This is a genomic window from Immundisolibacter cernigliae (genome assembly GCF_001697225.1).
Classification (GTDB): Bacteria; Pseudomonadota; Gammaproteobacteria; order Immundisolibacterales; family Immundisolibacteraceae; genus Immundisolibacter; species Immundisolibacter cernigliae.
Window position 1 is genome coordinate 804,975 of record NZ_CP014671.1, and the last position, 20,146, is coordinate 825,120.

Sequence of the window (20,146 nt, forward strand, 5' to 3'; positions counted from 1 at the left end):
CCGGCTCGGTACTCGCGTGGCGATCACCAAAATTTCGCTGCACGGACACTCGCACGTGGCAGAACAAGCGCAGGTTCGACCTGTCAATCTATCCGGCAATACAAGCTCGGCTGGACGGTGTTTCCGCCCACCCGGGGCATACAGGCAGGGCGTAAGGGACTCAGCCGGACGGCGCGGCGGCGATAACGTCCCGATCTGTCTCATGCGCAAAAAAGAACTTCAGGGCCACCTCGTTGTACCGATCCGGTTCGTCGTTCTGGCAGACGTGGCCGGAATCCTCGAACCACTCGAAAGTGGCGTTGGGCAGCAGCTCTTTTAGCTGATCGGCCATTTCCGGGGTGGCGAAGACGTCGTGCCGGCCCCAGATGAAGTGCATGGGGATGTCCAGCTTGGGCAGGCGATGGCGCAGGTCGAACCACTGCGCGGCCTGCGGATCGTTGACCCGACGGTCGCGGAAAAAATTCAAGAACGAAGCCTGCACCTCGGGCACGCCGGGAAGCTGCGCATACTGCCAGCGCTTCTCCAGGCGTTCCTCGCTGATGCGCTCCGGATGGTGCTGGATGCCGCTGATGAAATTGCGCAAGCCTTCCTTGGTGCCGTCGTAGGCCACCAGTTTTTTCATGCCCGGGGTCGCGCCCATCTCGATACCCATGCCGGTGGCGATGGTGCCGCTGCTGACCAGCAGCAGCTTCTTGACTCGCCCGGGGTGATCCAGCGCGTATCGCGCGGCCACGTAGGCGCCCATCGAGTTGCCGGTCAGGTACACCTCGTCCAGGCACAGCGTGTCGATGAACACCGCCAGTTGCTCGGCCAGGAACTGATGCGAGAACTCCTTGTCGAGCGGCTTGTCGCTCAGGCCAAAGCCGATCTGGTCGACCGCGATGGCGCGACCATGCCGGCCGAGCGCGCCAACGTTGTGGCCCCAGCCGAATTCGCCCGCCGCGCCCGGCCCGCCGCCGTGCACCATTACCACCGGCATGCCGTCGCCCCACTCGATGTAGTGCATCTTGTAGGCACCGGCACGTACGAATCGCGAGACGAATTCCGGGCTGTTCATGGCCTTGCTCCTTCTCAATAATCGATCTTGATCTGCGGTGCGGGCTCGCCGTACTGGTGCGGCTGCAGCTCGCCGATGGCGTCCTCGGTGGTGATGCCGCTGAACTGGCCAGGCTGCCAGCAGAAATAGCCGGCCCGCGCGCCGCCGTCGAGCATCAGGTCCTGGCCGGTCATGAACGACGATTCGTCGGAGGCCAGAAACACCGCCGCATTGGCGATGTCGCGCGCGTTGCAGAAGCGGCCCAGCGGAATGCCTTTCAGGAAATCATCCGCGGACATCGTGTTGGGACCGTGCAGGCGCGGATTGAGCATCTTGGCCGGGTACTGCCACAGCAGGTGGTCCATGAAGGTGGGGCTGATGGTGTTGACGCGAATCTTGCTGCGCGCCAGTTCCATGGCGGCGCCGCGACAGAAGTTCAGCAGCCCGGCCTTGGCGGCGTTGTAGGCGCTGTTGCCGGCCTCGCCCTGGTGGCCGGCGTCGGACACGATGTGGATGATCGAGCCCGCGATACCCAGCTCGGTCATGGCCCGAGCCGTGTACTTGGTGGTCAGCATGCCGCCGGTCAGATACCCGTGCAGGCTGCGGTTCCAGTCGTGCAGGTTCATGTCCAGCACCGTGTGGCGGTACTGGTTGCCGACCTGGTTGAACATGATGTCAACACGCCCGTAATGGCCGACGGCCTCGGCCACCAGGCGCTGGGCGTCGGCCTCCTGCGTGGGATCGCCGACCAGGGCGTGGGCATCAAAGCCCTTGCCGCGCAGGAAGTTCGCGCAGGCCTCGGCGGCTTCGGCCTTGTAGTCGGCCACCGCCACCCGGGCGCCTTCCTTGGCAAACCAGTGCGCGGTGGTGCCGGCAATGTGCGGGCTGGCGCCGAACACCAGCGCCACGCGATCCTGCAAACGTCCCATGGCGGCGTCCTCAGCGGGGCTCGAAAACGGTGGTCACGAAATCGTCGTTGCACACCCATGTGGGCTGAAAGTCCGCGTGCCGCGGTGCGCCGGCGCCGACTTCGCTCATGGCGCCGGCCAGCACGGTCGGGATCAGCAGCTCCCACTGGGCGTGCGCTTCGAAGTGCTCGAAATTGAGCTGCTGCGGCCAGGCGCCGTAAGCGCCGCGTCGCCATTGCTCGAACACTGCCCGATCGGCCTCGATGTCCGGGTGGATGCGCCCCTGCGCCTTGCCGGCGTCGTTGGCGTGCGACCAGTCGGCAGCCGCCACGATGGCCACCCGCCACGGCGAAGGCCGCAGCGCGCGGGCGATCTCAACGCCTAGGTCGAAGGCCTGTTGCGGCGTCAGCGGCGGGTCGTCACGGGACAGGTCGAGCGGGCTCAGGCCTTCCTCGTCCCGCACCCGGCCGAAACGGAACGGGTCGATGCCCAGCGGCAGGATCGGCGTGCGGAATTCCCGGCAGTCGAAGTCCAGGTGCACGGCGCCGGCAATGCAGTTGTGACCCAGCCCGCCTGGATGGGGCGACTTCGGCACCAGGGTGGGTGTCACGCCAGACTCGCCCAGATGCTTGGCAATAGTGGCCGCCGCCTCGGGGTGACCGCGGAATATCTCGGCCCGATCCGGGTCTTCCTCGAACCAGTTGTCGCGGAAAAACGTCCACAGGTTATACGGCTGAACGCTGACTGCGTCGTGCGTATGCAGCCACCACTGCGGGCGCTCGGGGCCGGCGAAGGTTTCGTGGACGTCCCGGTACAGCATCAGCAGCAAGTCCGGCCGGAAATCGTCCAGCGCCCGGCGCAGGGTGCGGAACTGGTCGTGCTGGCGCAACTGGTGCGCCGCCCCGGCCGCGAAGCCCTGATCGGCGCCCCACTCGGCCCGCATCGGCGCCGGCCAGTGGGCCAGATCGCGCAGCGGTGGCTGGTCGCGCCAGCCCCAGGCCAGGTTGCCCCACAGCACCCACGGCATGTTGGCCGGCTTCATGCGCAGGAACGGAAAATCCGAAACCGTCAGGCCCAGAATCTCGGCCATCGAGCGTGTCCTCCTCTGGATGCGCGCATTCTTGTGTTTGTAGCGACCGGCTGGCGCTCGCTGGCGCCGATGGTAGCAGCCGCTGCGGCGCTTGGGCTTCACGGCCGGGACAACGCTTGTGGCACACAGACCGTGTTGCTAGGCTGCCAGGCCACGAGCGCACCCGATACCGTCGGCGCCCGTGGAACGGAGGAGAAAACCATGCAGGTCATCGACGCCCGCGCCGACGCGGCACGCATCAATGAGCTGTTCTATCAGCACATTCCTGAAAGCGGCCTGCGCAACTACTGGCACCCGGTGGCACTGTCGCGCGAGATTACCGAGCGGCCATTGGCACGCACGCTCATGGGCGACCCGGTGGTGCTGCTGCGCCGCCAGGGCGTGGCCTACGCGGTGGCCAACGCCTGCCCGCACCGCGGCACGCAGCTGTCCAAGGGCAGCTGCGAGTTCCCCGGCTCGCGCACGCTGACCTGCCGCTACCACGGCTGGACCTTCGACGTAGCCGACGGCCGGCTGGTGGCGGCGCTCACCGACGGGCCGGACAGCGCCATCGTCGGCAAGGCGCGCGTACGCACCTACGCGGTGGCCGAGCGCCAGGGCATCGTGTGGATCTGGCTGGCCGACAGCGCGCCGGTGCCGGTGGAGCAGGACATCCCGCGCGGGCTGCTGGAAGCCAGCGAGGTCCACACCGTGCGCCGCGTGGCGGCCGGCAACTGGCGCTGGCATGTGGAGAATCCGGGCCTTGGCCACGCCACTTTTCTGCACCGGGATTCGGCCTACATGCGCATGGTCGACATGTTCGGCTACGCCGAGGGACCGAGCGCCGTGCTGGGCACGGAAGGCGAGGACGGCGAGTGGCTGCTCGACAAGTTCGCCGGCATGGGCAACAACCGGGAGTATCCGGGCCTGGGCACCTGGCCGCCGAAGCGCTTCGGCGAAGTCATCAAGCTCACCAAGTTCGCCGACGGGCCGCTGGGCGTGAACAGCATCGTGTCGGTGCGCCTGCCGGGCATCGTGCGGGTGTCGAACTTCCCGATCGGCGGCTCGCTGTACTACGAGTGGTTCGTGCAGACCGATGCCGACCATTACCTGTATTTCCAGGTCGCCTGCGGCTACCCGAAGACACTGCTGCAGCGGGCATCCTGGCTGGCGCGCTTCTACGGCTGGGGCCGCTGGGCCGGCATGGTGCGCTTCAACGCGCAGGATCTGAGCATGACCGAAGACTCGCATACCTACGCCAAGCGCCACGGCAGCAACGATCCGGCACCGCTGTACCGGCCGGACGGCTTTCAGCTCGCCTGGCGCAAGTACGCGCTGGAACAGCTGCGCGGCGGGAAGGTGCCCGAGCTGCGGCCGCAGCCGGCGATCCGGGAAGCGACTTCATACTGATCGTCGGCGCCAGCGGAATCCCTGGCCCGACCTCGTCGTGCCAGGGTCGGCAGCGGGTGCCATGAGCGCGTGGAGGCTAGGGCCTCAATCGAATATGCGCAGGAAACCCGCATGGTTGCGCAATTCATCGAACAAATTACCGATGAAATGCCCCCAAATATGCCCCCAAAATAGTTTGGTGCCGGCGTGACTCTTGCCCACACGACATAAGTGCTGGGTAGGGGCGCTATGGGCAGGCAGTGGCATAGAGCACCCGAGTTGTGTGGCTGCCGCCTTTGCATCTCGCGCGCGTGCGCGGCGGTTGTTGCAGCCCCTCTACCCCTCGCCTGCGCGCGGGCTGTGTCTACCCTGCCGACAGAAGGTGTAGAAAGCTGCGCCTCGTGCCCGCGGACAGTGCTAAGGGGGTGCAGGCGATCTCAGCGGCGTTCTGCGTGCTCGCCGCGGCCCGGCCCACGGCCCCGCGCGAAGCTGCCGACCTCGTTGTCGTCTGGGAGTGCCAAGCACGCCAGTGAAGACCCCGGGCGCCGCGGGTATAAGAACGGCAGCAAGTCGCCGTAAATGCGCACCCGCAGTTCACATGGCGTTTCGGCGTCCTGGGCGATCTCCACCAGCGCCGCCATCGGGTCGCAGCCGCGATCTTCAAGCCGCTCGGCCAGGGCCGCCGTGGGCGTGTTGGGCGTGCCTTTCTGGCGTCCGCCAGTCTTGTAGCCGGCTGCCATGTCCTGCCTCGGTCTACTTTAGACACCCGCGCGGGCAGGGGAAGCCTGTACCGCACCCGCGGCCATAGTGCCCGAAACGCCGCGCTCCCCTGATACCCCGCTGACGTATATTCGCCCTGCTGTGCGCGCTCCAGGGAGTGTCTTCGAATGAACAAGCATCAGAAGCAGGTGCTGATCCTATGTGCGGCCATCCTGTTGGCAATGTTGCTGTTCCCGCCGTTCCAGGTCCAGGTTCGGGGGACCGCGTTCAACATGGGGTATCACTACCTGTCACGTCCCGGCCGATTATTTGGCCTTCGATGAAACAGCTCCGGTTTTGAAGCGTACCAGTGCTGAAGCGCTTGAGCCGGAGTCTGGGCGTTCAGTGCCTTCTGCGGCAAGTGGTGGTTGTAGAGCGTGACATAGCGGTGCAGGGTCTGCTCCAGGTCCTCGCTGGACCTGAAGTGGTGCGTGCGCAGCAGGTCCGCGATGCGCCCGTTGAAGCGCTCGACCATGCCATTGGTCTGCGGGTGGCGCGGGGGCGTCAGACGGTGCTCGATGCCCAGTTCCTGGCACAGGCGATCGAACTCATGCGTCCCGGTCGGGGCCCGCGCCCGGCTCCCGAACAGCCGGTCCGTGAACTCGGTGCCGTTGTCGGTGAGCAGGCGCGTGATGCGCACCGGGCAGGCCGTGGCCAGGGCACTGAGGAAGGCGCGCGCCGAGCGCGCGCTCTTGTCGGCTTTCAGGGCCACGTAAACCCAGCGGGTGGCCCGATCGATGGCCACGAACAGGAACCGGCGCCGGTCCTCGTCGGCCATCTGCGGCAGGTACTTCACGTCGACGTGCACAAAGCCGGGCACGTAGGTCTTGAAGGTCTTGCTGACCGCTTTGTCCGGCGCCGGGCGCAGGGCGCGCAGGTTGCCCACGCCGTGGCGGCGCAGGCAGCGGTCCAGCCCGGAGCGGGACACGTCCGGACACAGGAACTCGCGCGTCACCGCCAGCAGGTCGTCCAGCGGCAGCAGCAGGGCCCGGCGCAGGTAGACCACGATCGCCTCCTGGCCGGGGGTCAACGTCGTTTGCAGGCGGTGCGCGGTGTGCGGCCGGTCGTAGACATCCGGGCGCCGCTTCCATTTGTAGATCGTCGGCTCGGTGACGCCAAAGCGGCGGGCCAGCACCGCCACCGGCTCATCACTGGCCGCGATCTGCGCCCGCACGTGGGGCGTGGTGCGGGCTTGTTTGTGCAGTGCAATCAGCATGCGGACACCTCCCGATCAACCGCTTTCCCGTCCCCTGCCAGCTCCCGGAACACCTCGCGCGCCAGCAGCAGCGGGGACCGAGACGGAACTATATGATGATCCGGGATGGAACAACTACCTCGCGGAACCACCACGTCGGGGCAGTATCCCGGCGTCCGTGAACACCCAAATGCTGCTGGTGCAGTGGGTAGGGGTGGCCCTTCTGGGCGCGGTGGCTGTCCTGCTGCTCAAAGATTCGCCGGACCGGGGCGATGCAGCACGTGGACCGGCCACGTCGGCCCCGTCGCCCCTATCGCCAGCTGCACCGGCTGCACCGCCGCCGGTTAATCAAAGTCGAAGCTTTCTGGGCGGGCATCATCACCCGTGGCGGCGGTACTTTGCCCGCATGATTGACTCGATCCTCTTTGTGACCACCTTGATTTTCTTCGTGGAATTTTTGATGGGCCTGATGATGGGCCTGACAGGCGTCACGTTGCCCGACATCTTGCATCTTATCAACACCCCCGGTGGACAATTCTGGTTGGTTATCCTCGCGCTCTTTTTGATGATCCCGGTCGAGGCAGCGCTACTTTCTCAGTTCAAGACCACGCCCGGAAAATGGCTGTTCGGCATAGAAGTGGCCAATCCCGATGGGGAGCCCTTGTCATCCGAAGATGCCAGAAGGCGCAGTCTCGACGTATGGGTGAAAGGTCTGGGCCTGGGCATCCCAATCGTGTTGATTGTCCCAATGATGCTCGCCTATAGGCGGCTCACCCGGACCGGAACGACGCTGTGGGATACGTCCTGCCATGCGGTGGTAACGCATCGAAGCTGGACACCGGCACGTGCAATTGGTGCCATCGCCACAACGCTATTTGTATGGGTTTCGTTTGGGCTGATCACTCAGGAATCGCCGACGCCCAATCAGGCGGTCCAAGAGACATCGAGGGCAACAATACTGAATGACGAAGAATTCCTCGGCGCGATGAAATTTGCCAAGCGTGAGTCCACCGAGCGCATCCCATATGAAGAAGGGGTCAAGCGGCCCAAGGGCGAGACAGAGCCAGCCGGGCGTGACCTGCTGCCGCATTTGAAGCCCAAGGAGCCAAAGGCGACCGCAACCGCGACCAGCGAAGACGGCTGGGCCGCTTATGAGCGCGGTGACTACGCGACGGCCTTGAGGGTATTCAGAACGCTCGCCGAGCGGGGAGATACGAATGCCCAGAACAGCCTCGGAGTCATGTACAACAACGGCATAGGCGTAACCACAAACCATGCCGAGGCCGCCAAGTGGTACCGCCTGGCCGCGGAGCAGGGCAATGCGTATTGCCAAAACATGCTGGGGTTCATGTATGGCAACGGGGAGGGCGTGGCTCAAGATCGTGTGCAGGCTTACAAATGGCTTGAGCTCGCTGCGACACTTCTTCCCGCGTCAGACGCGGCAAACCGAAAGATCGCGGTCGAGAACCGAGACCTCGTCGCTACGTTGATGACGCCGGCCGAGCTCGCCGAGGCGCAGCGGCTCGTGAGGGAGTGGAAGCCAGTTGTTGGCCGCGTGCCGAATCCGTAGCCGCCCAGATCAAAAAGCGCGCAGCCCTCACCGTTGGCGTATTTTGTCCATTGTCATGTCGAACTCTTGCTGGCGCTGTTTCGACCTGATGGCGTGCTGCTCAGCGATCGTCCTCCGGCGGTCACGATCAACCTTGCGCTCCAAACGCTCTACGCGCTTCTCCACCTCGCTCTTGGGCGGTAGGCCAGCTCTCCTGCGTTCGATGCGGTCAAGTTCGTCGGTAGCGAACCGTCGATGCTGTGCGTCCACCGCCACTTCGCTCCAGGTCTGGTTGAGTCCCTTGCCGTTGCCCTGCGCCATGCGCCGCAATTTCTTGACGTACTCATCCTCTGCCTGGATCGCCCGCTTCTGCTGAAGCTGCGCCGCCTCCGCAGCGTTCTTAGCCTTGATTCGATTCGCCTGCTCGATAAGCAGGCTCGGCGCCGGAGCGGCACCATAATCTATTGGTCGCGTCCTCCAACGCTGTTCGACCTCAACATCGCTCGGGCATTGGCTGGCGAATTGCGTGACGCCGTTCGCGTCCTTCCACTGACAGACTTGCGCCTGCGCCGTCCCGGCGAGCAGCAGCGTTGCAACGATAAGTCCTTTCATTCCGCTGCCCCAGGATGTTGCCACGGCAAAAGTTCTACCGCATTACAGTAAGCCCGGCAAGCAGCCGGGGAAGCGCGCTGACATCGGAACGTCGCGCCATTGGCGTCAAACGCCTCAACATGACTCAGGAGATTTTGGGTTCGCAGCGTTAGCCTAAGCTATCCGATCATGGGGTCCGCTTTTTCTTCGGCCGCAATCCGTTCAGAGCAGCGCGCTGCTTGCCTTCAGGGGTCAGCGGCCCGGTGCTGAGGCCACCATGGAACCGGCAGCGGCCCGACTCGTACAGGTCGATGCGCTTGCATGGCGTGCCGGCGCGCGTCTTGGCGCCGCAAGTCAGGCTGCGCAGCTCGTCCGGCAGACGCGGGCAATCCGGCGGCCTCGGTTCCACCGCCCTCGGGCCTTTGAAACCGCCCTGCGCCCATCGAAGGAGCGCGTCGTGGTAAACGTCCTGCCGCCGCCGGTAATCCTCAGACAAGCGTTTGTGCTCGATGAAATGGGCACGCCAACGTCGGCGGCGAGTAGCCTCACTCACGTTCGCTCGGACGGCTTATCTTGACTTGGCCCGGCAGGGCCAGGGCAGAAACGCACGGCGGCTTTATTCGCGGGGCCGCACGATCCGGCGCGTGACGACGACCTCGATCGGCTTGGCGCCGCCCTCAACGACGTAGCGCTCGCGGTACTTTCCAGGCCGGCGGGCCTTGAGAAGGAAGATCAGCAGAAGGTCGCTGGAGTCCTCAGCACGCTGTAGGGCAACGTCTTCCAGCTTGTCTGTGCCTTCCTCGATGGCCGCGTCAGTGCGCTCCAGGAACTCTGGATCATCGTTCCGCCAGGCATAGAACGCAGTGCGCCCCAGGCCAGCAGCCCTACACGCAGCGGCCGCGCTCTTGCCATTGGCCAACGCGGCGCATACCGCATCAGCGTTTTTAGGGGTCCGGATGGTTCGCATTTATCACGCCCTCGCGTAGTTATCTTCAAACTCAAGCCCGCGGATAGCCGCATCAAGCGCCGCCAGTTCACCGTCATCGACCCAGCGCCACGCGGGGGCGGTCGGTCAGGCTAGGTGCCGGCAACTTGGCCGCTTCAGCCTCAAGGAAGGCGCGGGCATCGGCCATGCCGTCCGGTGAACGCCGTGCCCAGGCGGTGAAGTCAGCACGATCAGCCTGCGTCCACTCGTAGAACGCCGACACCCTGCGCAGCATGGCGTCTAGGTCGGCCGGCCAGTCCACGGCAGGGCGTGGCATCGGTTCGGGCTCGCCAGTCTCGACGCGGCCGTCCGGGTGCCGGTAGCCTTTGCCGTAGCTGTGCAGCACCTTGCCGGGTTCCTCCTTGGCCAGCAGTTGCAGCAGCTCGGGCTTGTGCTCGCGCAGGCCGGCCAGCAAGTCATCGGTGACGGCCTCGACCGGCCCCTCGTAAATGACTCGGTCGCCGCGAACCTCGAACACAAGCCCGCGGGCCAGCGCCGTCGACAGCAGATCGGCGGCCGTCAAAACGCACCCCGTGCCTTGGCATATTCATCGGCGGTGCAGCCCCGAAGACCGCCATCGTCACCGCGAAGACCGCCAAGACCCTGAGCGGTGGCGGCCTTCGCTGAAACCCGCTCCACAAAAGGGCTTGTGGCTTCACTTTCAGCGAAGGCCGCCACGTCATCTGGTGTTGGCGGCGTTCGGTGGCGGTCTTTGTCGGTGTGGCGGTCTTCGTCTGCGGGCAGTTCCCATGACCAGCGTGCTTCGTCGCCGAATCCATGCTTGCGCGCCATCACCCCGAGCGCCTTTTTTGCCCTCTCGATCGTGCGCCACGCGACACTGTCAGCGCGCGCCAGGTGCTTCAGTTCTTTGGATGCCACCGCGCCGGCAGCGAGCGCGTCCCGAAGCCATGCCTCGGCCTCGCCGCGCTGCGGTGCGTCATCTTCGCCGCGCTCGCTGCCACGGCTCTCGATGGCCGCCAGCGCCGCGCCCGCCGTCATCGTCACTCGCTCGCTACCCCACGCCACTTGGGAGGTGTGAATGTCGCCCACGGTCGCCGCCTCGATCCTGTACGCCAGGCCGTCGCCATCCGGCCCGATGTTATTTTTCACCGGCAGGAACAGCCGACGGTCCGGGTCCGCGGGGTCCTTGGCGACGATGAACGCGGCACGCGCGGCAGCCACGAAGGCCAACGAGCCCGTGACTCGGGATAACGCGTCGGCGCCGCCGCTTTTGTTCAGGTGAGACACGGCCACCACGGCCACGTCGTACTTCGCCGCCAGCGCCGCCAAGGGCGCCAGCACGGCGCGAACCTCAGCGTTTCGGTGGCTATCGGTGGCGCCCAGGTAAGCCGTGATCGGGTCGATGACGACCAGCCGCACGTCGCCGATGGTGTCGATAAGATCGGCCAGCGCGTCCAGGTCGCGGGTCAGGTCGAAGCCCCGCTCGAAGGGCCTGCCCTCGCGGTCTGCGGCGCGTACAGCGTCAAGCACGTACACGCGGGTCAAGACGGCGCCAGCAGCTTCCAGGCGCGGCCTCAGCGTGTCGGCGGCATCATCTTCGGCGGTCAGGAAAATGACGCTGCCAGACCCGGCGCGTGAGCGGTCCACCGGCCATAGCCCGCCGCTGGTGACGACGGACGCCATGCTCGCCGTGATTTGAGACTTGCCCAGGCCCGGCATGCCGGCCACGATGGTCAGCTTGCCGCGCGCGATGCGGCCGGGCCACAGCCACCGAACCGGCACCGACTTGATGTCGGCCATGCATCGGCTCACGTGGCGGGGCGTTTGTGGCTCAGCGGTCTGGTGCGGCAGGCACGGCAGGCACGGCAGCGCCAACACGTCGTCGGCCGTGGCGCCCGGATTGACTGCCAGCCAGTCCACGGCGTCGCCCTTGGGGTCCAGATCGAGCGCGGCAACGTCGATCACGCGCACGGTGCAGCCGAGCGCCCGCAGGCGCTCAGCCACGTCGACGGCGTACTGCTGGCCGGGTTCATCGTTGTCCGGCCAGATAGTGATGGCGCGCCCGGCAAGCGGGGACCAGTCGGCCGCGGCAGCCGATCCGGCACCGCCTGACGTGGTGGCGATAAGGCTGGCCTTCACCAGCGCGTCGGCGCAGCCCTCACCCTCGACAACGAAGACCGGTGCATCGGGATGGCCGGCTATTTCGTGAAGGCGATAGATCGGCTTTCCTTCATCGAACGCCGGTTCGCCCATCACGAATTCGCCGCCTTCCAGGTGCATCGGCCTGATCCACTTCTCGCCGGTCGCCGGGTTATTTGCCCGCATGCGCCAGAAAAGCGCGTCGCCGCTTTCGTCGGTGTAGCAGTGCAGCGCCTGCGGCTGGAATCCATCCCGGATGGCCCCAGCGGAAAACCGACGCGCGGCTTGCTGTGGCGTCTCGCGCTCGATGACGGCGCTCATAGCACGCTCCATGCGCCGAGCGCCTTTGCTGCCTCGACGAATCCCATGACGTGCCGGCGCCGATGGAATGAAAGGACGTCCCCGCCGCTGGCACCGCAGGCCATGCACTTGAAGCCGCCCGTTTCAGAGTGAACGCGCAAGCTCGGCCGTGTGTCCTGGTGGAACGGGCAAACCGCGTCACGCCATGCGCCGCGGCCGGATAGCCGAATTCCCTCGGCCGCGTAATACCCCAGCGGCTCGGGCAGCAAGTCGCGCCGAAACTCGCCGCGCGAGTCGGATCGACCCCCGTAAAGCGCACTCCATTGATAAGCCCCGCCACGGCCACCGCCGTGTGCGGGGTTTTTTCCGGCGGCCATCAGGCGTTCTCGCCGGTGGCGAGCTTTTCGAGAAACTCGCGAATATCGCCCCAGCGGTACAGGGTGGAACGGTGGCGCCGCTGGACCGGTTGTGGCGCTTCGCCACGGCGTACGGCCTCATTGAACGCCGTGCGCCCCATGGGCACCGGGCCGTGCGGCCGATGCACCTCGACGGCATGGATCAAAGCCTCATCCGGCAATGTTCGATAATCGAGCATTTTCGCCACCTTTGTTCATAGGCTGCCAACAGCGGCAGGTGGCGCAAGTCTGGGGCCGGCGGGCTATATCACAGGTGCCAGAAGTGGGATGGATTTGCCCTCCAATTGAACATGTTAGAACCGGTGCATTTTTGTTCGCTTATCTCACACCTTCTCTGCCAAGGCCTCTTTTTTGAAGGCGCTCACCTGCTTCGTGATCGACACCTTGTCTGGATTCATGACCTTCAGTGCGGTCACCTCACAGATGAGCGCGGGAGGGGCGTCGCCGAAGAGCCTTATCGCGAGCACTGCAAGTAGTTCGACGTACTTCCTGTCGTTCGTAAATTCATCAGTGCGGGGTCGGCGCTTAACTGTGGTGAGTGCGTGCAATCGATCGAGCGCTTGCAGGAACGTGTCCACTTCTGGGCACTTAATACCGGCCTCCTTGAATAGCGTGGTTTTCTTCGCGATGTCTCGCAATGCCTTTGCAGCGGCAGCGGCTTTAATTCGTTCATCTGCGCGAGGTGCCGGCTTGTTCTTCCTGCTCATTACTCTCACGGCCCAACCAGCGAACAGCCAAAAGCGAAGGATCGCAAGATCGTCTACAAATTTCGAATCGTGCTTTCTTAGGGAAACGCTGATTTATTCCCTCCCGTTGGAGGCATGAGACCTTGGTCCTGAGACAATGTGACCTGGTCCGCAGCGGTGGTGAGCAGACGTCATGCAAACGAGCTTTTCCGACCTCGAGTACGCCGGCAAGAAGAAGCAGACGCGCCGCGAGCGCTTCCTGGCGCAGCTGCAGGCGGTGACGCCGTGGGCGCAGCTGGAGGCGGCGCTGGCGCCGTTCTACCCGGCCGGCAAGGGCCCGGGCCGCCCGCCGCTGGGGCTGTCGCGCATGCTGCGCATGTACGTGGCGCAGCAGTGCTTTGGGCTGTCGGACGAGGGCATCGAGGACGCCGTGTACGACAGCCACGCCATCCGCTGCTTCATCGGCATCGACCTGGCCCGCGAGGCGGCGCCGGATGCGACCACGCTGCTGAAGTTCCGCCGCCTGCTGGAAGATCAGGGTCTGAGCCGGGTGATCTTCGAGACGATTCGCGATCACCTGGCCCGCCAGGGCCTGCTGCTGCGTGAGGGCACCCTCGTGGATGCGACGCTGATCGCCGCCCCGCCGTCGACCAAGAACCGCGACCGGGCGCGCGATCCGGACATGCATCAGGCCAAGAAGGGGAACCAGTGGCACTTTGGCATGAAGGCGCACATCGGGGTCGACCTGGACTCGGGGCTGGTGCACACGGTGCTGACCACGCCGGCCAACGTCAACGACGTGACCCAGGCGCACGCCCTGCTGCACGGGCAGGAAACGGACGCGCTGGGCGATGCCGGCTACCAGGGCGTAGCCAAGCGCCCGGAGAATCGGGACACGCCGGTCACCTGGCACGTGGCGCTGCGCCCGGGCGTGCGCCGGGCCCTGCCCGATGACGCGCTGGGCCGCCTGCAGGAACGGATCGAACAGGTCAAGGCGAGCCTGCGGGCCAAGGTCGAGCATCCGTTTCACATCATCAAGAACCTGTTCAAGCACCGCAAGGCGCGTTACCGGGGGCTGGCCAAGAACCAGGCGCAGCTGTTCACGCTGTTCGGCCTGGCCAACGTGGTGATTGCCGGCTGGCGCCTTCGGGCGCGGCACACCCTCCGTGCGTCCTGAGGGAGCCCAAAACCGGAATATCCGGCCAGAACACGCACATTGGCCCGATCCACACCCGAAAACGGGCCGTTTTTCCCCAGGGGCGGTCACGCGTCAGCGCCGTCATGTCCATAGCGCTGGTTTCGGGGGATTGATCAGCGTTTCCTTAGCTTCTGTATCCGATTAAATGTCTTGAGCCCTTCTATTATGGCAGGCTGTTCCTTCATCCAAGCGAAAGCGGGGAACCGCCTCAGCCATAAATAAAGTTGGGCCACTCGTCCTGCCCGATCACCCCCCAAGCGTTCAGTCACCTCGAAGGGCGCCGGTTCCCCGTTCAAGAGATCCGCGAGCGTCTCGGGGTGGGGGCGCGGTTTAGGCGGTGCGGAAAGTCGAGGATTCCTCAGCACGCCGCTCGGCGCAGGCGGTGGATTAGCGGCTTTCTCGCAGGATTCCAGAAAGAAGAGAAGTTGATCCAATTGCTCAGAAGTCGGTTTCAGCGCCATGCGCGCACCCTCGCCCTTGTAGAAGGCCGCGCCAAGCCGGCAGGATGTCCGGCTTTTCGCCCCCTCGGGCTAGGCGCGGCAGACAATCAGACTTCGCGGCAGCTGGCGCTAGGCGGCTTCCAGACGCACCACGATGCGCGCGCCGGTGGCTTCGGCATAGCGACGCAGGGTGGCGAGGCTTGGGCGCACCCGCCCGCCTTCCAGGCGAGCCACGGCGGTCTGCTGGGTGCCCATGCGCTCGGCCACCTGCGCCTGCGTCAGGCCGGCACGGGCGCGGGCCTCGATCAGTTGCGCAATCAGCGCGAATTCATCTTCCAGTGCGTCGTACTCGGCCCGGACTTCCGGGTTGCGCAGCAGGGCTTTCTTCAGATCGGCGTGGGTCTTCATGGCTCAAGTTCCTTCAGTCGTTTTCTGGCGGTTTCCAGGCTACGCGGCGGGGTCTTCTGGGTCTTCTTCACGAAGACATGCAGGACCACCACCCGGCGGCCGGTAGCTGTGACGTAGATCGCACGGGCGATGCCGTCGCGGCCGGTGATACGCAGTTCCCACAGCTTGCCTTCCAGGTGTTTGATGTGGGGTGCCCCGATGCGGTCCAGGCCGTGGGCCTCGATCAGGTCGGCCAGCCGCAGGTAGCGGGCTTGCATGTCGGCGGGCAGGGCCTTGATTTCGGCCTCGACCTCGGCGTTCAGGGCATGGACTGTCCAGTGCATTATAACGTTAATGTTATAGAAGGCGGTACGGACAACTGTCGGTCATGCACCCCTCAGCAACGGCACCACGTCGGCGCCCTGCTTGAGTCCACCCAGATAATCCGCCCACGCCTGCATCATCCGGCGCCGTTCGGGCAGGTGCTGTGCCCAGTCGTAGGCGCTTTTGACCTTGTTGCGCTCGGTATGGGCAAGCTGGCGTTCGATGATGTCGGACGGCCAGCTTTGTTCGTTCAGCGTGGTGCTGGCCAGCGTGCGGAAGCCGTGGCCGGTCATCACGTCCTTGTCATAGCCCAGCCGGCGCAGGGCGGCGTTTACGGTGTTCTCGCTCATCGGCCGGTCGGCGCTGCGGGCACCGGGGAACACATACCGACCGCGCCCGGTCAGCGGGTGCAGCTCGCGCAGGATGGTGACGGCTTGGCTGGCCAGCGGCACCACGTGCGGGGCGCGCATCTTCATCTTGGCGGCCGGGATTCGCCACTCGGCGGCGTCCAGGTCGATTTCGGCCCACTCGGCGCGGCGCAGTTCGCCAGGACGCACGAACACCAGCGGCGCCAGCCGCAGGGCGCAGGCGGTGACAAAGCTGCCCGTGTAGCCCTCCAGGACGCGCAGCAGCTCGGCTATCGCCTTGGGATGAATGACCGCGGCGTGGTGACGCTTGCTGGCCGGCGGCATGGCGCCGCGCAGGTCGCCGGACGGGTCACGCTCGGCGCGGCCGGTGGCCACGGCATAGCGGAACACGGCGCCGCAGTTCTGGTGCGCCCGGTGCGCCGTTTCAAGGCGGCCGCGGGCCTCGATACGGCGCAGCACGGCCAGCAGCTCGGGTGCAGTGATCTTGCCCACCGGTCGGGCGCCGATCCAGGGGAACACGTTCAGCGTCAGGCGCTGCAAAATCCGGGCGGCGTGCTCCTTCGTCCAGGTCGGCGAGAACTTGGCGAACCACTCGCGGGCCACGGCCTCGAAGCTGTCCGCGTCCTGCGGCAGCGTGTTCTTCGTCAGCTTGCGGTGCTCGCCCGGGTCGATGCCTTGGGCCAGCAGGCGGCGGGCCTCATCGCGGCGCTGGCGGGCCTCTGCCAGCGTGATGCTGGGATACACGCCGAGGGCCAGGCGCTTTTCCTTACCCCTGAAGCGGTACTTCAGGCGCCACCACTTGCCCCCAGTGGGGGCAACTTCCAGGTACATCCCCCCGGCGTCGCCAATCTTGTAGGGCTTCGGCGTGGCGGCGCCGTCGGGCTTTACGCCAGGCTTGGCGTTGCGGACTGCTGCGTCGGTCAGGGGCATTGGGGGCATCTCCTTCGCGCGTGGCGGTAGATGTCCCCGTTTGTGCCCCCAAATTTCCCGGCTGTCAACGGTTGCAAGCGGCACTAAGCGACCCCATGAAAGGGGAAAAACCTAGTGTTTATGCGGGTTTCCGGCGCTATGCGGCGCCATGCGAACGGTGGGATGGAGGCTAGGGCCGGAATCGAACCGACGTACGCGGCTTTGCAGGCCGCTGCATGACCACTCTGCCACCTAGCCGGGGCCAGAAACGACTGGCCGCGCACGGGGCGCGGCCAGGAAAAGACGTGGAGCGGGAAACGAGACTCGAACTCGCGACCTCAACCTTGGCAAGGTTGCGCTCTACCAACTGAGCTATTCCCGCCCGAATGGGGACGCGGATTGTCGGCGCCGGGGCGGCGCGCTGTCAAGCCTTGCGCAGGCTGGGCCAGGCGGCTTTCAGGTACATGGCCATGGACCACAGCGTCAGCGCTGCCGCCACGTAGAAGCACGCCACGCCCAGCTCGTAGACGGGCAGGCCATACAGTTTGTGTTCGTACAGCAGCAGGCTGATGGCGATCATCTGCAGGGTGGTCTTGGTCTTGCCGATGCTGGACACGGCGACCTGCGCCCGCTCGCCGATCTCGGCCATCCATTCGCGCAGCGCCGAGACGGTGATCTCGCGCCCGACAATGACGATGGCCGGCACGGCCATGTAGCTGTGCGGGTGGCCCTGCACCAGCAGCACCAGCGCTGCGGCGACGATCAGCTTGTCGGCCACCGGGTCCAGAAACCGCCCGAACGGCGAGGTCTGGCCCAGGCGACGGGCGAGGTAACCGTCCAGCCAGTCGGTCAGCGAGCTGACCAGGAACAGCACCGCGGCGGCCGGCCGGCCCCAGGCAGTCGGCAGGTTGTAGCAGACAACCACCAGCGGGATGGCGCCGATGCGCGCCAGGGTGAGCACGTTGGGCAGGTTCAGCAGGCGCCGGCTCATCAGGCGAGTTCTCCGTGCAGGGCGTCGTATACGGTTTGCGCCAGGCTGTGGCTGATGCCGGGCACCTGCGCCAGGTCGTCCACGCCAGCCCGGCGCAGTTCCTGCAGGCCGCCGAAGCGTGTCAGCAGCAGGCGCCGCCGCTTGGGGCCGAGCTGCGGAATGTCTTCCAGCGGCGAGTGGTTGCGCGCCCGCTGGCGGCGGCCACGATGGCCGGCGATGGCGAAGCGGTGCGCCTCGTCGCGGATGTGCTGGATCAGGTGCAGGGCCGGCGAGTCCGGCGGCAGGAAGATCGGCTGCTCGCGCCCCATCAACAGCAGGGTCTCGGCGCCCGGCCGGCGGGTTTCGCCCTTGGCCACGCCCAGCACCGCCAGGCCGCTGACCTGCAGCTCGTCCAGCACCGCCTTGACGCGCCCCAGCTGCCCGGCGCCGCCGTCGATCAGCAGCAGGTCCGGGAACTTGCCCTCGCCCTTTTGCAGGCGCGTGTAGCGCCGCTCGATGGCCTGCGCCATGGCGCCGTAGTCGTCGCCGCCGGTGACGCCCTCGATGTTGAAGCGCCGGTAATCGGACTTGGCCGGGCCGTCGGCGTCGAACACCACGCAGGATGCCACCGGCGCCTCGCCCATGGTGTGGCTGATGTCGAAGCACTCCAGGCGCTGCGGCAGGCTGTCCAGGCCCAGCGCCTCCTGCAGCGCCTCGTAGCGCTCGCGCAGGCTGGCGCTGCTGGCCAGGCGCCGGCCCAGCACCAGCGCGGCGTTGGTGCGCGCCAGGCGCAGCCACTTGGCGCGATCCCCGCGCACGGCGGCGGTCAGGCGCACCTTGTGACCGCTGACTTCGGCGAGCGCGGTTTCGAGCAGCGCCTGATCCGACACTGCGTGACTGAGCACGATTTCGGCCGGCACCTCGCCGTCCAGGTAGTGCTGCGGCACAAAGGCCGCCAGCACGCTGTCCGGCTCGGCGTCATCGGCCAGGCGCGGAAAGAACGAGCGGGTGCCGACGCTGCGCCCGCCGCGGATGAACAGCACCTCCACGCAGGCCACGCCCTGCCGGCTGGCGCAGGCGATGACGTCGACGTCCGCGTCCACGCCCTCGATGCCCTGCTGTTCCTGCACCCGCCGCAGGGCGCCGATCTGGTCGCGCAGGCGCGCGGCCTGCTCGAAGTCCAGCAGCGCTGCGGCCTGCGACATCTGCGCCGCCAGTTCGCCGATCACCAGTTCATTCTTGCCTTCCAGGAACAGCTCGGCGTGGCGCACGTCCACGGCGTAGTCGTCCGGCCCGATCAGGCCCACGCACGGCCCGGTGCAGCGCTTGATCTGGTACTGCAGGCACGGCCGCGTGCGGGCGCGAAACACGGCGTCCTCGCACTGGCGCAGCGGAAAGATGCGCTGCATCAGGGCCAGGCTGTCGCGCACGGCGCCGGCGCTCGGATATGGCCCGAAGTAGCGCCCCGGCGCCTTGCGCGCGCCGCGGTGAAAGGCCAGGCGCGGGAAGGCCTCGCCTTTCGACAGGTAGATGTATGGGTAGCTCTTGTCGTCCCGCAACATGATGTTGTAGCGGGGCCGCAGGCTTTTGATGAGGCTGTTTTCGAGGATCAGCGCCTCGCTCTCGGAGGCGGTGACGGTGACCTCGATGTCGGCGACCTGCGCCACCATGCGCGCCACCTTGGGCGAGTCGTGACGCTTGCTGAAGTAGCTGCCGACGCGCCGGCGCAGGCTGCCGGCCTTGCCGACGTAGATCACCTGGCCGGCGGCGTCCAGCATGCGGTAGACGCCCGGCCGGGGCGGCAGGCGGGCGGCGATGGCCTTCGGTTCGGGACGCTCGGTCATGGTGCCGGTTCGATCAGGTCGCGGGCACTGGCCAGCGCGGCGGTGAACATGGCCGCGTCGATGCGGCCGGTCTGCACGTTGTAGCGGCTGGTGTGGTAGCTGTCGACCAGCCAGCGGCCGCCCGGCAGCGGGTGGCGGGCGCTGTGGGCAAACCTGAACCGGCTGGGCTTTTCACCGAGTGCCCGCAGCACCGCCTGGTGGGCGATATGGCCCAATGCCAGCACCACGCCGCCCGGCGGCAACTGCGCCAGCTCGGCGCGCAAAAAGGCGTTGCAGGTGCTGATTTCTTCCGGCAGCGGTTTGTTGGCCGGCGGCAGGCATTTGACGGCATTGGCGATGCGGCAGTCGAACAGTTGCAGGCCGTCGCCCGCGGCCAGCGATTCCGGCGCGCTGGCGAAGCCGAGGGCATGCAGGCCGCGGTACAGCAGCAGGCCCGCGTAGTCGCCGGTGAACGGCCGGCCGGTGCGGTTGGCGCCGTGCATGCCGGGCGCCAGCCCGACGATCAACAAACGCCCGCCGGGAGGCCCGAAACCCGGCACCGGCGCGGCAAAGTAGTCCGCGCGCTGCGCGCGCACGCCATCGAGAAAATCGGCCAGACGCGGACAGCGCCGACAGGCGGGATCGTGCAGCGCGGTGGCGGTCATTGGACGTTACGGGCTGGCCGGTGTGCGGACAGTTTGCCAGAGGCCACGCACGCGGACGGATTCGCGCCCGCGCCGGGTG

22 protein-coding genes and 2 tRNA genes are annotated in these 20,146 nt (G+C 66.2%); 3 read left to right on the plus strand and 21 right to left on the minus strand.

Annotated features, from left to right (window positions below):
* Positions 1-160: 160 nt before the first annotated feature.
* Genes PG2T_RS03765 through PG2T_RS16215 form a run of 3 tightly spaced genes read right to left on the minus strand, consistent with a single transcriptional unit; the run spans position 161 to position 3,034 of the window.
* Positions 161-1,057, minus strand: coding sequence for an alpha/beta fold hydrolase (locus tag PG2T_RS03765; RefSeq protein ID WP_068802894.1), 897 nt, complete (start codon positions 1,055-1,057; stop codon positions 161-163).
* Positions 1,058-1,071: 14 nt separating this feature from the next.
* Entirely contained in the window at positions 1,072-1,965 is an 894-nt protein-coding gene (locus PG2T_RS03770; protein WP_068802895.1) for an SDR family NAD(P)-dependent oxidoreductase, read from the minus strand.
* 10 nt (positions 1,966-1,975) lie between these two features.
* Entirely contained in the window at positions 1,976-3,034 is a 1,059-nt protein-coding gene (locus PG2T_RS16215; protein ID WP_068802896.1) for a class III extradiol ring-cleavage dioxygenase family protein, read from the minus strand.
* Between the two features lie 201 nt (positions 3,035-3,235).
* Here PG2T_RS16215 and PG2T_RS16220 point away from each other — a divergent pair, with 201 nt between their 5' ends.
* Positions 3,236-4,423 carry an aromatic ring-hydroxylating oxygenase subunit alpha gene (locus PG2T_RS16220; protein WP_068802897.1) on the plus strand — a complete coding sequence of 396 codons (1,188 nt, stop codon included), beginning with the start codon at positions 3,236-3,238 and terminating at the stop codon, positions 4,421-4,423.
* A gap of 416 nt (positions 4,424-4,839) precedes the next feature.
* Here PG2T_RS16220 and PG2T_RS03785 read toward each other — a convergent pair whose 3' ends face one another.
* Together PG2T_RS03785 and PG2T_RS03790 are read right to left on the minus strand one after the other, a co-directional pair.
* Positions 4,840-5,142, minus strand: a complete 303-nt coding sequence (locus tag PG2T_RS03785; RefSeq protein WP_068802898.1) for a hypothetical protein — start codon at positions 5,140-5,142, stop codon at positions 4,840-4,842.
* A 263-nt stretch (positions 5,143-5,405) separates the two neighbouring features.
* Positions 5,406-6,377, minus strand: coding sequence for an IS481 family transposase (locus tag PG2T_RS03790; RefSeq protein WP_068802899.1), 972 nt, complete (start codon positions 6,375-6,377; stop codon positions 5,406-5,408).
* A 169-nt stretch (positions 6,378-6,546) separates the two neighbouring features.
* On the opposite strand from PG2T_RS03790, the gene PG2T_RS15740 reads away from it, so the two are divergent.
* Positions 6,547-7,926 carry an RDD family protein gene (locus PG2T_RS15740; RefSeq protein WP_158513141.1) on the plus strand — a complete coding sequence of 460 codons (1,380 nt, stop codon included), beginning with the start codon at positions 6,547-6,549 and terminating at the stop codon, positions 7,924-7,926.
* A gap of 27 nt (positions 7,927-7,953) precedes the next feature.
* On the opposite strand, the gene PG2T_RS03800 is transcribed toward PG2T_RS15740, so the two are convergent.
* From PG2T_RS03800 to PG2T_RS03825, 8 genes are all read right to left on the minus strand, one after another.
* The gene (locus tag PG2T_RS03800; protein ID WP_068802900.1) at positions 7,954-8,517 is read right to left on the minus strand and encodes a DUF4124 domain-containing protein; all 564 of its coding nucleotides are present in this window, start codon (positions 8,515-8,517) and stop codon (positions 7,954-7,956) included.
* A 166-nt stretch (positions 8,518-8,683) separates the two neighbouring features.
* The gene (locus tag PG2T_RS15350) at positions 8,684-8,992 is read right to left on the minus strand and encodes an HGGxSTG domain-containing protein (protein WP_145930983.1); all 309 of its coding nucleotides are present in this window, start codon (positions 8,990-8,992) and stop codon (positions 8,684-8,686) included.
* Between the two features lie 120 nt (positions 8,993-9,112).
* Positions 9,113-9,463, minus strand: a complete 351-nt coding sequence (locus PG2T_RS03805; protein ID WP_068802901.1) for a terminase small subunit-like protein — start codon at positions 9,461-9,463, stop codon at positions 9,113-9,115.
* Positions 9,464-9,536: 73 nt separating this feature from the next.
* Complete coding sequence (locus PG2T_RS03810; protein WP_068802902.1) at positions 9,537-10,004, minus strand: TubC N-terminal docking domain-related protein; 468 nt, start codon at positions 10,002-10,004, stop codon at positions 9,537-9,539.
* Positions 10,001-11,902: an AAA family ATPase gene (locus tag PG2T_RS03815; protein ID WP_068802903.1), complete on the minus strand. Its 1,902-nt coding sequence runs from the start codon at positions 11,900-11,902 to the stop codon at positions 10,001-10,003. Before PG2T_RS03815 ends, PG2T_RS03810 begins: the two co-directional genes overlap by 4 nt.
* Positions 11,899-12,258 carry a CHC2 zinc finger domain-containing protein gene (locus tag PG2T_RS16925; RefSeq protein WP_075968131.1) on the minus strand — a complete coding sequence of 120 codons (360 nt, stop codon included), beginning with the start codon at positions 12,256-12,258 and terminating at the stop codon, positions 11,899-11,901. Before PG2T_RS16925 ends, PG2T_RS03815 begins: the two co-directional genes overlap by 4 nt.
* Entirely contained in the window at positions 12,258-12,476 is a 219-nt protein-coding gene (locus tag PG2T_RS03820; protein ID WP_145930984.1) for a hypothetical protein, read from the minus strand. The genes PG2T_RS16925 and PG2T_RS03820 overlap by 1 nt, the downstream gene beginning before the upstream one ends.
* A gap of 144 nt (positions 12,477-12,620) precedes the next feature.
* Complete coding sequence (locus tag PG2T_RS03825; protein ID WP_145930985.1) at positions 12,621-13,004, minus strand: hypothetical protein; 384 nt, start codon at positions 13,002-13,004, stop codon at positions 12,621-12,623.
* A gap of 172 nt (positions 13,005-13,176) precedes the next feature.
* Between PG2T_RS03825 and PG2T_RS03830 the strand changes: the two genes are divergently transcribed.
* Entirely contained in the window at positions 13,177-14,160 is a 984-nt protein-coding gene (locus PG2T_RS03830; RefSeq protein ID WP_068802296.1) for an IS5 family transposase, read from the plus strand.
* Positions 14,161-14,750: 590 nt separating this feature from the next.
* On the opposite strand, the gene PG2T_RS03835 is transcribed toward PG2T_RS03830, so the two are convergent.
* From PG2T_RS03835 to PG2T_RS03870, 8 genes are all read right to left on the minus strand, one after another.
* Positions 14,751-15,029 carry a helix-turn-helix domain-containing protein gene (locus PG2T_RS03835; RefSeq protein WP_068802906.1) on the minus strand — a complete coding sequence of 93 codons (279 nt, stop codon included), beginning with the start codon at positions 15,027-15,029 and terminating at the stop codon, positions 14,751-14,753.
* Entirely contained in the window at positions 15,026-15,352 is a 327-nt protein-coding gene (locus PG2T_RS03840; protein ID WP_068802907.1) for a type II toxin-antitoxin system RelE/ParE family toxin, read from the minus strand. Before PG2T_RS03840 ends, PG2T_RS03835 begins: the two co-directional genes overlap by 4 nt.
* A gap of 42 nt (positions 15,353-15,394) precedes the next feature.
* The gene (locus PG2T_RS03845) at positions 15,395-16,630 is read right to left on the minus strand and encodes a tyrosine-type recombinase/integrase (RefSeq protein ID WP_068802908.1); all 1,236 of its coding nucleotides are present in this window, start codon (positions 16,628-16,630) and stop codon (positions 15,395-15,397) included.
* A gap of 163 nt (positions 16,631-16,793) precedes the next feature.
* A tRNA-Cys gene (locus PG2T_RS03850) sits at positions 16,794-16,867 on the minus strand.
* A 48-nt stretch (positions 16,868-16,915) separates the two neighbouring features.
* Positions 16,916-16,991, minus strand: a tRNA-Gly gene (locus PG2T_RS03855).
* A 42-nt stretch (positions 16,992-17,033) separates the two neighbouring features.
* Positions 17,034-17,600 carry a CDP-diacylglycerol--glycerol-3-phosphate 3-phosphatidyltransferase gene (gene pgsA / locus PG2T_RS03860; RefSeq protein WP_068802909.1) on the minus strand — a complete coding sequence of 189 codons (567 nt, stop codon included), beginning with the start codon at positions 17,598-17,600 and terminating at the stop codon, positions 17,034-17,036.
* Positions 17,600-19,423, minus strand: coding sequence for an excinuclease ABC subunit UvrC (uvrC, locus tag PG2T_RS03865; protein WP_068802910.1), 1,824 nt, complete (start codon positions 19,421-19,423; stop codon positions 17,600-17,602). The genes pgsA and uvrC overlap by 1 nt, the downstream gene beginning before the upstream one ends.
* Entirely contained in the window at positions 19,420-20,067 is a 648-nt protein-coding gene (locus PG2T_RS03870) for a uracil-DNA glycosylase (protein WP_068802911.1), read from the minus strand. Before PG2T_RS03870 ends, uvrC begins: the two co-directional genes overlap by 4 nt.
* Positions 20,068-20,146: the final 79 nt, after the last annotated feature.

What these genes read in the sequence shown, in the direction of transcription:
- PG2T_RS03765 (WP_068802894.1), bottom strand. Translation starts at nt 1,057, where the DNA reads ATGAACAGCCCGGAATTCGTCTCGCGATTCGTACGTGCCGGTGCCTAC.
- PG2T_RS03770 (WP_068802895.1), bottom strand. Translation starts at nt 1,965, where the DNA reads ATGGGACGTTTGCAGGATCGCGTGGCGCTGGTGTTCGGCGCCAGCCCG.
- PG2T_RS16215 (WP_068802896.1), bottom strand. Translation starts at nt 3,034, where the DNA reads ATGGCCGAGATTCTGGGCCTGACGGTTTCGGATTTTCCGTTCCTGCGC.
- PG2T_RS16220 (WP_068802897.1), top strand. Translation starts at nt 3,236, where the DNA reads ATGCAGGTCATCGACGCCCGCGCCGACGCGGCACGCATCAATGAGCTG.
- PG2T_RS03785 (WP_068802898.1), bottom strand. Translation starts at nt 5,142, where the DNA reads ATGGCAGCCGGCTACAAGACTGGCGGACGCCAGAAAGGCACGCCCAAC.
- PG2T_RS03790 (WP_068802899.1), bottom strand. Translation starts at nt 6,377, where the DNA reads ATGCTGATTGCACTGCACAAACAAGCCCGCACCACGCCCCACGTGCGG.
- PG2T_RS15740 (WP_158513141.1), top strand. Translation starts at nt 6,547, where the DNA reads ATGCTGCTGGTGCAGTGGGTAGGGGTGGCCCTTCTGGGCGCGGTGGCT.
- PG2T_RS03800 (WP_068802900.1), bottom strand. Translation starts at nt 8,517, where the DNA reads ATGAAAGGACTTATCGTTGCAACGCTGCTGCTCGCCGGGACGGCGCAG.
- PG2T_RS03805 (WP_068802901.1), bottom strand. Translation starts at nt 9,463, where the DNA reads ATGCGAACCATCCGGACCCCTAAAAACGCTGATGCGGTATGCGCCGCG.
- PG2T_RS03815 (WP_068802903.1), bottom strand. Translation starts at nt 11,902, where the DNA reads ATGAGCGCCGTCATCGAGCGCGAGACGCCACAGCAAGCCGCGCGTCGG.
- PG2T_RS16925 (WP_075968131.1), bottom strand. Translation starts at nt 12,258, where the DNA reads ATGGCCGCCGGAAAAAACCCCGCACACGGCGGTGGCCGTGGCGGGGCT.
- PG2T_RS03820 (WP_145930984.1), bottom strand. Translation starts at nt 12,476, where the DNA reads ATGCTCGATTATCGAACATTGCCGGATGAGGCTTTGATCCATGCCGTC.
- PG2T_RS03825 (WP_145930985.1), bottom strand. Translation starts at nt 13,004, where the DNA reads ATGAGCAGGAAGAACAAGCCGGCACCTCGCGCAGATGAACGAATTAAA.
- PG2T_RS03830 (WP_068802296.1), top strand. Translation starts at nt 13,177, where the DNA reads ATGCAAACGAGCTTTTCCGACCTCGAGTACGCCGGCAAGAAGAAGCAG.
- PG2T_RS03835 (WP_068802906.1), bottom strand. Translation starts at nt 15,029, where the DNA reads ATGAAGACCCACGCCGATCTGAAGAAAGCCCTGCTGCGCAACCCGGAA.
- PG2T_RS03840 (WP_068802907.1), bottom strand. Translation starts at nt 15,352, where the DNA reads ATGCACTGGACAGTCCATGCCCTGAACGCCGAGGTCGAGGCCGAAATC.
- PG2T_RS03845 (WP_068802908.1), bottom strand. Translation starts at nt 16,630, where the DNA reads ATGCCCCTGACCGACGCAGCAGTCCGCAACGCCAAGCCTGGCGTAAAG.
- pgsA (WP_068802909.1), bottom strand. Translation starts at nt 17,600, where the DNA reads ATGAGCCGGCGCCTGCTGAACCTGCCCAACGTGCTCACCCTGGCGCGC.
- uvrC (WP_068802910.1), bottom strand. Translation starts at nt 19,423, where the DNA reads ATGACCGAGCGTCCCGAACCGAAGGCCATCGCCGCCCGCCTGCCGCCC.
- PG2T_RS03870 (WP_068802911.1), bottom strand. Translation starts at nt 20,067, where the DNA reads ATGACCGCCACCGCGCTGCACGATCCCGCCTGTCGGCGCTGTCCGCGT.